Origin of the sequence: Duganella sp. CT11-25, assembly GCF_047302815.1 — a bacterium.
Lineage (GTDB): Bacteria > Pseudomonadota > Gammaproteobacteria > Burkholderiales > Burkholderiaceae_D > Rugamonas.
The window spans coordinates 667,947-681,727 of record NZ_JBKBFD010000001.1 but is presented as its reverse complement, the minus strand read 5'-3'; the positions used below and the strand labels follow the sequence as shown (position 1 = coordinate 681,727).

General features: G+C 66.5%; 10 protein-coding genes and 1 pseudogene. 7 read left to right on the top strand and 4 right to left on the bottom strand.

The genetic code is table 11. The annotated features are described in order from the left end of the window. Positions 1–10 precede the first annotated feature (10 nt). From ACEN9F_RS02720 to ACEN9F_RS02700, 5 genes are read left to right on the top strand one after another with little or no spacing between them, the layout of a single operon-like run. Complete coding sequence (locus tag ACEN9F_RS02720; RefSeq protein WP_413417572.1) at positions 11–598, top strand: SCO family protein; 588 nt, start codon at positions 11–13, stop codon at positions 596–598. Continuing rightward, positions 582–1,130 carry an SCO family protein gene (locus ACEN9F_RS02715; protein WP_413417570.1) on the top strand — a complete coding sequence of 183 codons (549 nt, stop codon included), beginning with the start codon at positions 582–584 and terminating at the stop codon, positions 1,128–1,130. Before ACEN9F_RS02720 ends, ACEN9F_RS02715 begins: the two co-directional genes overlap by 17 nt. After that, positions 1,127–2,122, top strand: a complete 996-nt coding sequence (locus ACEN9F_RS02710) for a c-type cytochrome (protein WP_413417569.1) — start codon at positions 1,127–1,129, stop codon at positions 2,120–2,122. The genes ACEN9F_RS02715 and ACEN9F_RS02710 overlap by 4 nt, the downstream gene beginning before the upstream one ends. A gap of 18 nt (positions 2,123–2,140) precedes the next feature. Continuing rightward, positions 2,141–3,508: a hypothetical protein gene (locus ACEN9F_RS02705; protein WP_413417567.1), complete on the top strand. Its 1,368-nt coding sequence runs from the start codon at positions 2,141–2,143 to the stop codon at positions 3,506–3,508. 30 nt (positions 3,509–3,538) lie between these two features. Beyond that, positions 3,539–5,164 (top strand): Dyp-type peroxidase, encoded by a 1,626-nt coding sequence (locus tag ACEN9F_RS02700; protein ID WP_413417565.1) that lies wholly within the window; start codon positions 3,539–3,541, stop codon positions 5,162–5,164. 41 nt (positions 5,165–5,205) lie between these two features. Here ACEN9F_RS02700 and ACEN9F_RS02695 read toward each other — a convergent pair whose 3' ends face one another. The 4 genes and pseudogenes from ACEN9F_RS02695 to ACEN9F_RS02680 form a co-directional block, all read right to left on the bottom strand. Further along, on the bottom strand, positions 5,206–8,331 hold the full coding sequence (locus ACEN9F_RS02695; RefSeq protein WP_413417563.1) for an efflux RND transporter permease subunit: 3,126 nt from the start codon (positions 8,329–8,331) through the stop codon (positions 5,206–5,208). An 8-nt stretch (positions 8,332–8,339) separates the two neighbouring features. Then, a pseudogene (locus tag ACEN9F_RS02690) lies at positions 8,340–9,563 on the bottom strand (efflux RND transporter periplasmic adaptor subunit); the annotation flags it as partial. Then, positions 9,560–10,888: a TolC family protein gene (locus ACEN9F_RS02685; protein ID WP_413417561.1), complete on the bottom strand. Its 1,329-nt coding sequence runs from the start codon at positions 10,886–10,888 to the stop codon at positions 9,560–9,562. The gene ACEN9F_RS02685 and the pseudogene ACEN9F_RS02690, both read right to left, overlap by 4 nt. A 78-nt stretch (positions 10,889–10,966) precedes the next feature. Next, positions 10,967–11,374 (bottom strand): hypothetical protein, encoded by a 408-nt coding sequence (locus ACEN9F_RS02680; RefSeq protein WP_413417559.1) that lies wholly within the window; start codon positions 11,372–11,374, stop codon positions 10,967–10,969. Positions 11,375–11,546: 172 nt separating this feature from the next. On the opposite strand from ACEN9F_RS02680, the gene ACEN9F_RS02675 reads away from it, so the two are divergent. Beyond that, positions 11,547–12,740, top strand: a complete 1,194-nt coding sequence (locus tag ACEN9F_RS02675) for an ATP-binding protein (RefSeq protein ID WP_413417557.1) — start codon at positions 11,547–11,549, stop codon at positions 12,738–12,740. A 23-nt stretch (positions 12,741–12,763) separates the two neighbouring features. Next, positions 12,764–13,780 carry an ABC transporter substrate-binding protein gene (locus ACEN9F_RS02670; protein ID WP_413417555.1) on the top strand — a complete coding sequence of 339 codons (1,017 nt, stop codon included), beginning with the start codon at positions 12,764–12,766 and terminating at the stop codon, positions 13,778–13,780. The last annotated feature ends 1 nt before the right edge of the window (position 13,781 follow it).

Here is a 13,781-nt window from a genome sequence, read left to right as displayed (position 1 = left end):
GGCGATGCGGATGAAAGCGACGAATCTCCTCCACGTCTGCGCGCTGGCCGCCGCACTGGCGGCCGCCGTGCCGGCCATGGCGGACAGCATGCCGGCGGCCAACGCCAAGGGCGCCGAGAAATACCTCGGCGGCCTGTCGCTGCTGGACCAGGACGGCAAGCCGGTCGACCTGTACCGCGACCTGATCGCCGGCCGCTCGGTGGTGATCCACACCTTCTTCGCCGGCTGCGGCGACAGCTGCCCGGCGGCGATGGCGACGCTGAAAGCGGTGCAGGAACGCTTGGGGAAACGCCTCGGACCGGAGGTGCGGCTGGTGTCGATCACCGTCGATCCCTTCCACGACACGCCGGCCGCGCTGAAGGAATATTCCGCGCGGGTCGGCGCGCAGCCGGGCTGGACCTTCCTGACCGGCTCGGAGCAGCAGGTGGGCGAGGCCTTGCGGCGCGTCGGGCTGTTCGTCAACGAGCCGGGCGCGCACCAAGACATCATGGTGGTGGGGAATATGCGGACTGGCTTATGGAAAAAGGTCCACGGCACGGCGGCCAGCGCCACCGTCGTCAAACTGATCATGGGGGTGGCGGATGACACCGGCCGGTAAGCTGCGCCGCCAGGTGCTGGCCTTGCTCGCGCTGGCGCCGCTGCTTCCCGCGGACGCGGCCGGCATCGCCGATGTCGCGGTGCGCGACCAGGACGGGCGCGCACTGCGTTTCAACCGCGACCTGGTGCAGGGCCGCGTGGTGGCGATCAACTTCGTCTTCACCGGCTGCAGTGCGGTGTGTCCGCTGATGGGCGCCAACTTCGCCTGCGTGCAGCAACTGCTGGGCGACCGCGCGCCGCTGGCATCGCTGATCTCGGTCAGCATCGATCCGCTGAACGACACCCCGGCCCAGCTGCGCGAATGGCGCGACAAGTTCAGCACCAAACCCGGCTGGACCCTGGTAACCGGCCGCAAGAACGATATGGAGCGCCTGCTGCAATCGCTCGGCGCCGCCGCACCGGATCCCGGCGCGCATGCGCCATTCATCCTGATCGTCGACGGCCTGCACGGCAGCCCGTGGCTGCGCATGGACGGCCTGGCCGATCCGGCGACGGTGGCGGCCGCGTTGCGGCAACGGACCCAGCTCAAATGAAGATCCTGTTGTTCGCCGCGCTGGCCTCGCTGGCGCAGGCACAAGACCTGACGCCGCAACAGCAACGCGGCCGCGCCGTCTACATGGAAGGCAAGGGCAGCGCCACCGCCGGCGGCAATGTCTTGCCGGCCAGGTTGTTTCCGTGCGCCAGCTGCCATGGCGACAATGGTCGCGGCCAGCGCGAAGGCGGCACCGGCGTGGCCGACATCACGCCGCAGGCGCTGGCGCGCGCGGCCACGGTCGGCGAGCGCAGCCGTCCCGCCTACACAGCGGTCATGCTGCGGCACGCCATCGCCGGCGGCGTGGACAGCGGCGGCATGCCGCTCGACCGGGTAATGCCGCGCTACCAATTGCAGCCGCGCGACGCCGGCGACCTGCTGGCCTACCTGGCGATACTGGATACGGTGGCGCCCCCCGGCGTCAGCGCGGATGCGGTGCGCATCAAGGTGATCGGCGCGCCCGGGCTGGCGGCGCCCGCGCAAAGCATCTACGGCCGGCGCATCGTCCTGCTTCACGGCCGCGCGGAAGACACGCTGTTGACCATCGATTCCAGCGCGGCGCCCGGCGCGGCCAAGGACCGGCAGATCGCCGCATTACGCGATTACGCCGCCAAACGCGGCGACGTGGCCTTGTTGCTGGCCGACGATTGCCGGGCGCTACAGGCGGAAACAGCCGCGCCACTGGTGCTGATGACCGCCGACGCGGCCTCGCGCTGCAACCTGGACGGTGTCGCCGCAGCGCCCGACCGCACGATCATCGTGGCCGCGCCCGAGCCTCCGGGCAGCGATGCCGCCGCCCAGGCCCAGCTGGAACTGGTGGCCGCGACGCTGGCGCGGATCGGCCGCGACTTCACGCGCAAGCGCTTCGCCGAGGCGCTTGAACAGGGTAACCGGGCGCATGCCGGCCAGGCGCGGGTGTGGCTCATGACGCTGGATGTACACAAACAAGCGCTACTGGCCGAACCCGGCTGGTGGCGCGTGCCCCGACAGTAATCTTATTTGGCGAAGGAGATGATGATGGCCCTGCTGCAGAAATTCGATCCACCTGCTTTCTTGCCCGACTTTAACGGCATTCCCGGCCAGCTCGACGCATGGAGCAACGCCGTCAGTTCCTGGTTCGACGCCGTGGTCAAGATCGAACGGGACAAGATCGCCCAAGGCACCAACACGCCGCTGGCGGAAACCCGCACACAGTACTACAACCCGGCCCGCTTCGACCCGGGAAGCCTGGTCGAGCAATCGATTCCGTGGAATGCCTTTCCCAAGGAACTGCTGCGGCGCTTCGGCCGCGCCAAGGCCATGGAGCAGGCCGACACCCTGTGGACGCTGAACCAGTACTCCGCCGACTTCGACACGCCGACGGCGGGCCGCCTGCACTACCGTCCGTTGAACGAGTACTGCGAATGGCATGTGCGGCGCGATCCCGATACGCAAGACATCCTGCACATCGCCTTCACCTCCGAGCCGCCGGAATACTGGCAGGCGCTGGCCGGCACGCCGATCGCCGGCCCGGACAACGCGCTGTCGTACTTCCCCGGCGACCGCGCGCTGCTGTTGCAACGCTACCGCGAATTCGTCAGTCCGCAAGTCCAGCTGGAAGACCTGTTCGCCAAGGAAGACGCCTTCCTCGCCGACGGCAGCAAACTGATGAGCAAGGGCGACTACAATCCCTACAACAAGTGGAACACCACGCACGGCATCGTCCACCTGTGCGCGCCGCCGAACGCGCTGACGGCGGAAATCCAGCTGGCCGGCGACGCCACCGTGCTATTCCAGAACGCCGCGCAGGAGCAGGTGGTCGAAGCGGACGCCCTCATTTGCTGCGCGCGCTACGGCGGTCCGGACCGCAACAGCGACCCGACCATCGGCGCCACCGTCAACGCGCTGGCGCGCCTGGGCGCATTCGTCACGCTGCGCAATCCGGTCGGCCTGTACATGGACCATATCGACCTGGCCGGCTGGGCGGCGCCGGACGGCAAACCGGTGGATGAGTGCATCCGCGTGGTGCGCGGCGCCAACAACCTGATCGAGCGGCTCGAAGTCAGCGTGCCGGCCGAACGCGGTTTCACGGTCAGCGACATCAGCATTGGCGGCGAGCCGATCCGGCACGGCGGCCAGGTGGCCGAATGCATCACCGTGCACCTGGTCGGCGTGGCCGGCGTCACGGGCGGCTTCAAGAACCCGTCGGTGGCGTGCACCGGCCGCTGCTGCATCGATCCCAACGACGCCACCATGCTCAACCGTCCGGTGCCGTGGGGCACGCCCACGCCGGCCGGCAAGATTGACGCGCTGCAGGGGGAGGGCGCGTTGCCGCCACCGGCTCCGGCCGGAGGTGCCGCACCGGCCGTGCACGCATCGCCGCGCAGCCGCCGCATCTGAGCAGTTCCACGACAACCCGCAGGAGTGATCATGACACCCAACAGCAAAGCACCTGTCGAGCCCGTACTGGAGCTGGACGATATCCAGGGCATCGCCGTGCCCGGCTTCCTCAAGCCGCACCAGACCCTGATCGGATTGCAGCTTCCCGCCGGCGCCGGACTGGCGGCCGCCAAGGCCTTCCTGGCCAAGCTGGCCGACAGCATCAGCACCGGCGCCGAAACCCTGGGGGACCGCCGCGCGCGCCGCCAGGAAGCCAAATTGCAAGGCGTGCGCCATGTGCAGCGCGAAGGCAAGGTGCTGGTCGGCCTGGGCTGCTCTGCGCCGGGACTGGCCGCGCTGACGCCGGGCGCATCGGTTATCGACAGTCCGGCCTTCCGCATCGGCCTGGCGGGCCGCTCGGCCTTGCTGGGCGATCCAACCGACAAGAATGACGAAGGCCATCCAGACAACTGGGTGGTCGGCGGTCCGGACAAGGTGCCCGACCTGTTCCTGGTATTGGCGGGCGACCACCGCGGCATGATCGACCAGCGCGCCGCCGCCTTGCTGGACGAGGCCGGCAAGGCGGGTTTGAGCGTGCTGTACCAGGAAAACGGCGACGTCCGCAACGATGAGTGGAACGGCATGAATATGCGCGGCCACGAGCACTTCGGCTTCGACGACGGCATCTCGCAGCCCGGCATACGCGGCCGCGCGTCCAGCCGTGCCGACGACTTCATCACCGAGCGCCACATCGCGCCGGTCGCCACGCCGGACACCTGGCTCAACGGCCTGCCTGGCCAGGCGCTGGTGTGGCCGGGAGAAATGGTGATCGGCTATCCGGCCGCGAGTCCCGACCCCTTGCTGCCGGGACAGGACCTGGAACCGGCGCCGGACTGGGCCAGGAACGGCTCCTTCCTGGTATTCCGCCGGCTGCGCCAGGATGTCGGCCTGTTCTGGCGCACCATGCGCGACAAGGCCGTCGAGCTGGCCGCCTTGCCCGGCTTCGAAGGCATGCAGGATGAAAAACTGGCCTCGCGCATGCTGGGCCGCTGGATGAGCGGCGCACCGGTGGCGCGCGTGCCGGACGCCGACGACGTCAAGCTGGGCAGCAACCGCCTGGCGAACAATGATTTCCGCTACGGCGCCGACACGCCCAAGCTGCCGGTGGAGGGCTACGACGACACCTTCCCGATGGCCAAGGCCGATCCGGCCGGCCTGACCTGCCCATGGTCGGCGCACATCCGCAAGGTCAATGTGCGCGACGCCGGCAGCGACATGGGCGGCGGCGACGCCACCTACAAGCGGCGCCTGCTGCGCATCGGCGTACCGTTCGGCGCGCCGCTGGCCGACCGCTATGCGACCAACGACCAGGATCCGCTGAACGGCAACCGCGGCCTGTTGTTCCTGTCGGTGCAGGTGTCGATCGAAGACCAATTCGAGTTCCTGCAAACGCGCTGGATGAACGATCCGACGCGGCCCAAGATGCCGAGCGGCCACGACATGCTGGTGGGCCAGAATCCGGCGGCCGGCGAAGACCGTGTGCGCAGCTGCGCGATCTTCGGCAGCGGCTTGCAGCAGGTTGGCGTCAGCACCGCCGCGCAATGGATCATCCCGACCGGCGGCGGCTATTTCTTCCTGCCGTCATTAAGCGCGATCAAGAACGTGCTTGCCAGATGATGGTCCGTCAACCCGTCGCTTAGTCGGCCGCATGGTCCCGCTCACCGCGTGGGCCTGCGCCGCATCAGCAGATATACCGCCGGCACGGCGAACATCGACAGCAATGGCGCGGTGATCATGCCACCCACCATCGGCGCCGCGATGCGCTGCATGACCTCCGAGCCGGTTCCCGATCCAACCATGACCGGTACCAGGCCGGCGATAATCACGGCGACGGTCATCGCCTTCGGCCTGACACGCAGCACCGCCCCCTCGCGTATCGCATCCAGCAGATCGGCCTCGCCCGGCATGCCTTGCGCGAGCCGGGCTTCCCATGCGTGCTTCAGGTACAACAGCATGATCACGCCGAATTCGGCCGACACGCCCGCCAGCGCGATGAAGCCGACGCCGCTCGCGACCGACAGGTTGTGTCCCAGCGCCCACAGCAGCCAGATGCCTCCCGCCAGCGCGAACGGCAGCGTCGCCATGATCAGCGCCGCCTCGTCGACGCGCTTGAAGGTCAGATACAACAGCACGAAGATGATGAGCAAGGTCATGGGAACGACGACCTTGAGCCTGGCGCTCGCGCGCTCCAGGTATTCGAATTGCCCGGACCAGGACACCGAGTAGCCGGCCGGAAGCGCGACCTCCCTGGCGACGACCTGCTGCATCTCATGCACGGCGGAACTCAGATCCCGGCCCCGGATATCGACGTATACCCAACCCGACAGGCGCGCGTTCTCGCTCTTGAGCATGGGCGGGCCATCGTTGATGCGGATCGTCGCCACGTCGCCGAGCCGTATCTGCGCGCCGCGCCCGGTCAGCACCGGTAGCTCGCGCAATTTCCCGACCGAGTCGCGCACCTCGCGCGGATAACGCACATTGATCGGAAAGCGCTGCAAACCCTCGACCGTTTCGCCGATGGTATCGCCGCCGATGGCGCTCGACACGATGCTGTGCACGTCGGCGATATTCAGGCCATAGCGTGCCGCCGCGTCGCGGTCAATCTGGATATCGACGTAGCGCCCGCCGTTGAGCCGTTCGGCCAGCGCCGACGACACGCCCGGCACGCCCTTGACGACCCGTTCAATCTCGCCGGTGATGCGGTCGATCTCCTTCAGGTTCGCGCCGGCCACTTTGACGCCGACCGGACTCTTGATGCCGGTGGCCAGCATGTCGATGCGGTTGCGGACCGGCGGCACCCAGATATTGGACAATCCCGGCACTTTGACAATGCGGTCGAGTTCCTCGACCAGCTTGTCGGTGGTCATGCCGGGCCGCCACTGGTCGCGCGGCTTGAACTGGATCGTCGTCTCGAACATCTCCAGCGGCGCCGGATCGGTGGCGGACTCGGCGCGGCCGGCCTTGCCGAACACGGTTTGCACTTCCGGCAAGGTCTTGATCAGCCGGTCGGTCTGTTGCAGCAGTTGTGTCACCTTGCCGGCACTGATGCCCGGCAAAGCCGATGGCATATACAGCAGGTCGCCCTCATCCAGCGGCGGCATGAACTCACCGCCCAGGCGCGCCATCGGCCAGGCCGTCGCCAGCGCGACCAGGCCCGCCGCCGCCAGCGTGGCCTTCGGATGGCGCAACACGATTTCCAGCAGCGGCCGATAGAGCGCGATCAGCCACCGGTTCAGCGGATTTTTTTGCTCGTCCGGAATGCGTCCCCGGATCAGGTAACCCATCAACACGGGGATCAGCGTCACCGCCAGTCCGGCCGCCGCCGCCATCGCGTAGGTTTTGGTAAACGCGAGCGGCGCGAACAGGCGTCCCTCCTGCGCTTCCAGCGTGAACACCGGGATGAAGGACAGCACGATGATCAGCAGCGAGAAAAACAGCGCCGGGCCGACCTCGGCCGCGGCGTCGCCGATCACCGTCCATTGCGCGTCGCCGGCCAGTTTCCGGCCGGGGTTGGCGTGGTTCCATGCCTCGATATGCTTGTGGGCGTTCTCGATCATCACCACCGCCGCGTCGACCATGGCGCCGATGGCGATCGCGATGCCGCCCAACGACATGATGTTGGCGTTCACGCCTTGGTAGGACATGACGATATAGGCGATCAATATACCTAGAGGCAGCGATACGACCGCCACCAGCGCCGACCGCACATGGAACAGGAACAGCGCGCAGACCACCGCCACGACGATGAATTCCTCGATCAACTTGTGTTCGAGATTGTCGACCGCGCGCTTGATCAGGCTGGAGCGGTCATAGACGGGAACGATTTCCACGCCGGCCGGCAAGCTCGATTTCAGTTTGGCGAGTTTGGCCTTGACGGCCTCGATGGTGTCGAGCGCGTTTTTCCCGGAACGCATGACAATCACGCCGCCCGCGACCTCGCCTTCACCGTCGAGGTCGGCGATACCGCGCCGCATCTCCGGTCCCAGCTCCACGCGCGCCACATCGCCCAAGCGCACCGACACCCCGGCATCCGTGGTCATCAACGGTATTTTCCGGAAGTCGTCGAGCGACTGCAAATAGCCGGACGCGCGCACCATGTACTCCGCCTCGCCCAACTCCATCACCGAGCCGCCGGTCTCCTGATTGGCGCGCTGCACGGCGTCGATCACCTTGCCGTGGGGGATGGCATAGGCGCGCAACTTGTCGGGGTCGAGCACGATCTGGTATTGGCGCACCATGCCGCCCACGCTGGCCACTTCGGAAACGTTGGGCACCGCCTTCAGCTCGAACTTCAGGAACCAGTCCTGGAGCGCGCGCAACTGCGACAGGTCGAGCTTGCCGCTGCGGTCGACCAGCGCGTATTCATAGATCCAGCCGACGCCGGTCGCGTCCGGGCCGAGCGCCGTCTTCGCCTGCGCCGGCAGGCGCGATTGCACCTGGTTCAGGTATTCGAGCACACGCGACCTGGCCCAATAGGGATCGGTGCCATCCTCGAACAGCACGTAGACGAAGGAGTCGCCGAAGAAGGAATAGCCGCGCACCGTTTTCGCTCCCGGCACCGACAGCATGGTGGTGGTCAACGGATAGGTCACCTGGTTCTCGACGATCTGCGGCGCCTGGCCCGGATACGTCGTGCGGATAATCACCTGCACATCGGACAGGTCCGGTATCGCGTCGAGCGGCGTGCGCGTCAGCGACCATACTCCCCAGGCGGCGATGAAAACGGTGGCCAGCAAGACCAGGAAACGGTTGGCGATCGACCAGCGTATCAGTTTCGCGATCATTTCGCCGCTCCCTTCAGGCTGGCTTCGGAATCGAGCAGGAACTGGCCGGACAAGACAATTTTCTGTCCGGCGACCAGGCCCTTGCGGATCTCGGTCTGGCCGCTGCTTTCGCTACCCGGTTCCACGTCGACCGGCTGGAACCTCCCGCCATCCAGGGCCAGCATCACGACGCTGCGCGTGCCGGTCTGGATCACGGCCTCCGACGGCACCAGCAGGACGTCGGCGCTACGGCTGGACGAGAAGGTGAGCGTGGCGAACATGCCGGGAACCAGCTGCCCGCCAGTGTTCGCCAGTTCAATCCGCGCTTTGAGCGTGCGCGTGGCGGCGCTCACCTCCGGCAGGACGGCGCCGACCTTGCCCTTGAAGACGCTTCCCGGCAGCGCCGGCGCGCGCGCCTCGACGCTGTCGCCCGGCCGCACCCTGGCCGCCACGTTCTCGGGCAAGTCCGCATTCACCCAGACGGTGGAAAGGCCGTTGATGCGGAACAGCTGCGTGCCGGATGCCACGGTCATGCCTTCGCGCACGCCGAGCTCGGCGACCACGCCGCCGACGGGCGCGGCAATCGTGATGCGCGGATGAACCTTGCCGCTCGATTCGACCAGGCGGATCTGGCCGTCGCTCATGCCCGCCAGCCGCATGCGCTGGCGGGCGCCGTCGACCAGTGATGCGGTGTCGCCGCCCTGCATGCGGCGGGCCGCCAGGTATTCCTCCTGCGCCGCGATCCAGTCCGGCACGTACAGCTCGGCCAGCGGCTGTCCCTGCTTGACAGGGTCGAGCGGAGCGCGCACGTATAAGCGCTCGACATACCCGTTGCCGCGGGCCTGGACCAGGGCCACGTCGCGCTCGTTGTAGGCGACGCTGCCGACCGCGACGACACTGGAAGACAGCTTCCCCATAGCGACGATCGCCGTCCGCACCCCAAGATTCTGCTGCACCCGTGGGCTGATGGCGACAGTGCCTTCGTCGCCGTCGGCGCCGCCATAGACCGGCACCAGTTGCATGTCCATGAAAGGCGATTTGCCCGGTTTGTCGAATTTCTGGCCGGGGACCATCGGATCATGCCAGTACAGCGGCTTCTTGCCGGCCCCGCCAGCGGCAGCCGTTGGCGCGACTGTATCGGCCGGCATGGCGTTCATACCCTGTTGCACGCCGAATCGGTATGCGGCATAGGCGCCGGTGGCGACGGCGGCTGCGATCAACATCAGCAAGGCCGGTATTTTCTTGTTCTTCATTTGGATTCCTGTTGATAGTTCATGGCGGTGTGCTGGACGGCTCCGCCCTCCGGGAAGAGAAAGTTCAGTTGCGCCCACAGCCGCGCGGTGTCGAGTTCAAGCTGCAGTGCTTGCATGCGCACCTCGGTCTCGTTGCGCCTTGCGGCCAGCACCTCGGCCAGCGCCGCCTTTCCACCCCGGTAGGCCGCCAGCGCCGCCTGGCTGCGTTCGCTGGCCAGCGGCAGCACTTCGCGCGCATACCGCAACACCCGCTCTTTGCCGCTCGTCCACTCGACGATCAAGGCGCGGGTCCCGGCGACGTGGTCGCGCAGCATCTCGTCGCGCTCGGCCTTGGCCTGCTCGACCAGGGCCAGCTTGGCGGCCAGTTCGCGGTCCTGCCGGTTCTTCCTGTCCCACTGCAACGGCACCGAAATGCCGACCGACACCATGTTCGAATAGGCCGGGCCGCGCTGCTGGAACGCGACCTCGACACTCCAGTCGGTGCGCCGGTTCGCCTGGGCCAGGTTGGCGTCCGCCTGCGCGATATCCTCCTGCTTGTTCAGCACCGCGATCTGCGGATGATGGGCGAGGTCGCTGTCGAGCGAGGCCGGATCCAGGCGGATGCTGTCGATGTCGGGTTGCCCGACCACGGCAACCTCGCCGCCGGTCCATCGGGCCAGCATGGTCTGGGCAACGCGAAGGCGGCGCCCGATTTCGCTGCCTCGGTCATTCAGCGCGAGCAAGGCCAGGCGGGCGGCCAGTATATCGGCCTGGTTGCCGCGCCCGCCACGGTAGCCGGCCTCGGCAGCCTCGATCTCCTGGCGCGACAGGACGGCTTGCCTGGCAACGACGTCAGCCATCTGTTCAGTGTAGAACACCTCCAGCCAGGAGAGCGCGGTGTCGCGCTGGATCGCCGCCGTGGCGACGTCCTTTTCAGCCTGTGCCTTGTCCGCCTCACGCTCAAGGCGCGCGGAGCGCCAGTGCAGTTTGTCGGCGCGCGTCAATTCCTGCGACACGCCCACGCGGCGCATGGTCATGAAGTCGTTGCCCAGACTGAGTCGATCGGGGCCGCTGACGGGTAAATTGTCGATGCCAACCTTGAGGACGGGGTCGGGGAGCTGGCCGGCCGCGACCGCCATCTCGTGTGCGGCGGCCACCGCTTGATCTTGCGCGCTCAGCTGGCGCGAGCGGTCGATCGCCTGTTGTTGGGCCTGGCCCAGTGTGAGGGGGAGGGGCGCCGCCGCAACATGGGCGGCGGCGAGGAATGCTAGCGCGGACCCGATCGTCGACAATACGCGAAGACGGCCAGCGCGAGCATGAAAATGCACGAATAAGGGGGATGACATGGTAACTCCAGAAAGCGACGGACAACACCGCGCTCGCCGGTCCCGGCGATGCGATGACGAATCAGGCAGTCTGGAGGATTAAATACGGAAACAGCAGTTGCGGATGGCGACGGGGGGAGCGGTCGTCCGCGCCAAGGCGATCGGCGGGTAGGGCTGCGGGGCGGAAACCAGGACAATATCGGAGAACCGCAAATCCAGCACCAGCGCGGCAGGCACAAACGGCGGCACATCGGGCACCGGCGTCTTATCGAGCGATTGTTTGGACGGCTCGCCATGGATGTAAAAATGGCAAAGCTCCGGCTGCACGGTATCCATGCCCTGGCAGTCTGGCATGTCGGTCATTGCCGCATGCGCCGCTGCCACGGCATCGTTGCCTCCCGCCGGCGTTCCCGGACACACGTACGCCGCCACGGCAACCTGCATGTACAGCATGCCGAGAATCGCGACGATGGCGGTCAGATAGCGCGTGGAACGAGAGGTCTTCATTGTGAAATACCGGTGATGGTCCTGCTAGCGTATGTTGGATCAAATGGGCTGTCAAGTTCCGTTGCCGAGCTCGGACCGCAGGACAGGGACCGCAAATGGATAGAATTGGAGAGTTTCTTGTGGAATAAACTAGGCATAATCACCATACTGTGTGCTGGCACCTGGGGGTTATATGTCCGAGTTTGACTCGCGTTCCCGTATCGTCGTCGTCGACGACCAGGCCACACATCTCCGGGCGCTTTGCGACATCCTGGGACAACGCAATTTCGACGCGGTCGGCTTCGCCACAGGGGAGGCCGCGCTCGCGCACCTTCGGAGCGACGCTTGCGATGTGCTGCTGACCGACCTGGTCATGCCCGGCATCGACGGCCTGGCGCTGGTCGAAGTGGCGCGCGCGCTGGATCCCAACATCGCCTGCATCATCATGACCGGCGAGGGCACCGTCGATACCGCCGTCAAGGCGATGAAGATCGGCGCGCTCGACTATATCGTCAAACCATTCAAGGCCACCACCCTGCTGCCGATCCTGGCGCGCGCCATCGAGTCGCGCCGGCTGCGCATGCAAAACGTCATGCTGGAGGCGGCGCTGCGCGACCGTATCGAGGAATTGGGCAAGCTCAACGCCGACCTGGACGCGGCGCGCAAGGAAGCCGACCGCGCCAACCAGGAGAAGTCGGCCTTCCTGTCCAGCATGAGCCACGAGCTGCGCACGCCGCTGAACAGCATACTCGGCTTCGCCCAGATACTGGCCAGCGATAAATTCCCCAAGGCGGCGGGCGACTCGCAGCGCTTCGCCCAGAACATCGTGAACTCGGGAAAACACCTGTTGTTGTTGGTCAACGAGATACTGGACCTGGCCAAGATCGAGGCCGGCAAGGTGTCGCTGGTGATCGACACCGTCGGCGTCGACGAAGTGCTGATGGAAGCCTGCGCCATCGTCACGCCGCTGGCGCAGAACCGCCAGATCGAGCTGGTGCCGCCTTCCGAATGCAAGCTGGAACTGAGCGCGGACCGCACGCGGCTCAAGCAAATCCTGGTGAACCTGTTGTCCAACGCGATCAAGTACAACCGCGCGCACGGCAGCGTGAGCGTCAGCTGCGGCGTGCAGCAGGAAGGCTACGGACGCATCGCCATCATCGATAGCGGGATAGGGCTGAGTCCGGCGCAATTGAAAACCGTCTTCCTGCCGTTCAGCCGCGCGGGGCGCGAGGAGGTCGGCGAGGAGGGGACCGGGCTGGGCCTGACCATCACCCGGCGCCTGGTCGAAGCCATGCAGGGCAGCATCGCCGTGGAAAGCGAGCTCGGCGTTGGTAGCACCTTCCGCATCGACCTGCCGTTGCAGCGCGGCGCTCCTGCGCTAATCTGAAACTAGCCACGCCGAGGACCGCCATGAAGCGTTTGAGCCGCAAAGCCGTGTTGCTGTCAGCCATAGCCGTGCTCGCCGTCGGCGCCGGCCTGTGGCTGGCGTTGCGGCCGGCCAGTGCGCCGCTGCCGCCGGCGGAAACCATCGTCATCGCCGCCAACACCGAGTATGTCGGCGTCTGCCCGGTGATGGCCGCGCAAAAGCAGGGCTATTTCGCCAGCCGCCGGATCACGGTGCAGCTGCTGCCGTATTCCAGCGGCAGGCAAGCCATGCAGGCCGTGGTGTCGAACAAGGCGGATATGGCGACCGTCGCCGATATCCCGGTGATGTTCGCCGCGATGGACAACATCCCGGTGCAGGTCATCACCACCATTTTCCGCACCGGACAGGATCATGGACTGGTGGCGCGGCGCGATCGCGGCATCGCCATGCCCGGCGACCTCAAAGGCAAGCGCATCGGCGTCACGCTGGGCACCTCGGGCCACTTCGCGCTGGAGGTTTTTCTCAATCGCCAGCGCCTGGATACGCACGACGTGCAGCTGCTGAACTACCCGCCCGAAGGCCTACAGAAGGCGCTCGCCGACGGCGCGGTCGACGCCGTGAGCGGCTGGGATCCGTTTCTGGGCCTGACCGAAGAGCAGCTGGGACAGAACGCGGTCAGGTTCTCGGGTCAGGACGTGTACGAAAGCATCTACAACATGGTGGCGCCGTCGCGCTACGTGCGGCAGCATCCGCAGACCGTGATCCGGCTGCTGCAGGCACTGGAGCAGGGGGAGCGTTTTTGCCGCGAGAACCCGGCGGCGGCGGCCGCCTTCCTGCCCCGGCTCACCGACCAGGGCAGGAAGGCGCTGATCGCCTCCTGGCCGTCGCATCATTTCGGACTGGAGCTGGACCAGAGCCTGCTGCTGGTGCTGGAGGACCAGTCCCGCTGGGCGATCAAGGGCGGCCTGACGGCGGCGCGCGAGGTGCCGAACTTCCTCGACTATATCTACGTGGATGGGATGAAGACGGTCAGTCCCACCGACGTGACGATCATCTACTAGA

Bases quoted from the DNA above. Each gene is read 5' to 3' on its own strand.
- ACEN9F_RS02720 (WP_413417572.1), top strand. From the start codon at position 11: ATGAAAGCGACGAATCTCCTCCACGTCTGCGCGCTGGCCGCCGCACTG.
- ACEN9F_RS02715 (WP_413417570.1), top strand. From the start codon at position 582: ATGACACCGGCCGGTAAGCTGCGCCGCCAGGTGCTGGCCTTGCTCGCG.
- ACEN9F_RS02710 (WP_413417569.1), top strand. From the start codon at position 1,127: ATGAAGATCCTGTTGTTCGCCGCGCTGGCCTCGCTGGCGCAGGCACAA.
- ACEN9F_RS02705 (WP_413417567.1), top strand. From the start codon at position 2,141: ATGATGATGGCCCTGCTGCAGAAATTCGATCCACCTGCTTTCTTGCCC.
- ACEN9F_RS02700 (WP_413417565.1), top strand. From the start codon at position 3,539: ATGACACCCAACAGCAAAGCACCTGTCGAGCCCGTACTGGAGCTGGAC.
- ACEN9F_RS02695 (WP_413417563.1), bottom strand. From the start codon at position 8,331: ATGATCGCGAAACTGATACGCTGGTCGATCGCCAACCGTTTCCTGGTC.
- ACEN9F_RS02685 (WP_413417561.1), bottom strand. From the start codon at position 10,888: ATGTCATCCCCCTTATTCGTGCATTTTCATGCTCGCGCTGGCCGTCTT.
- ACEN9F_RS02680 (WP_413417559.1), bottom strand. From the start codon at position 11,374: ATGAAGACCTCTCGTTCCACGCGCTATCTGACCGCCATCGTCGCGATT.
- ACEN9F_RS02675 (WP_413417557.1), top strand. From the start codon at position 11,547: ATGTCCGAGTTTGACTCGCGTTCCCGTATCGTCGTCGTCGACGACCAG.
- ACEN9F_RS02670 (WP_413417555.1), top strand. From the start codon at position 12,764: ATGAAGCGTTTGAGCCGCAAAGCCGTGTTGCTGTCAGCCATAGCCGTG.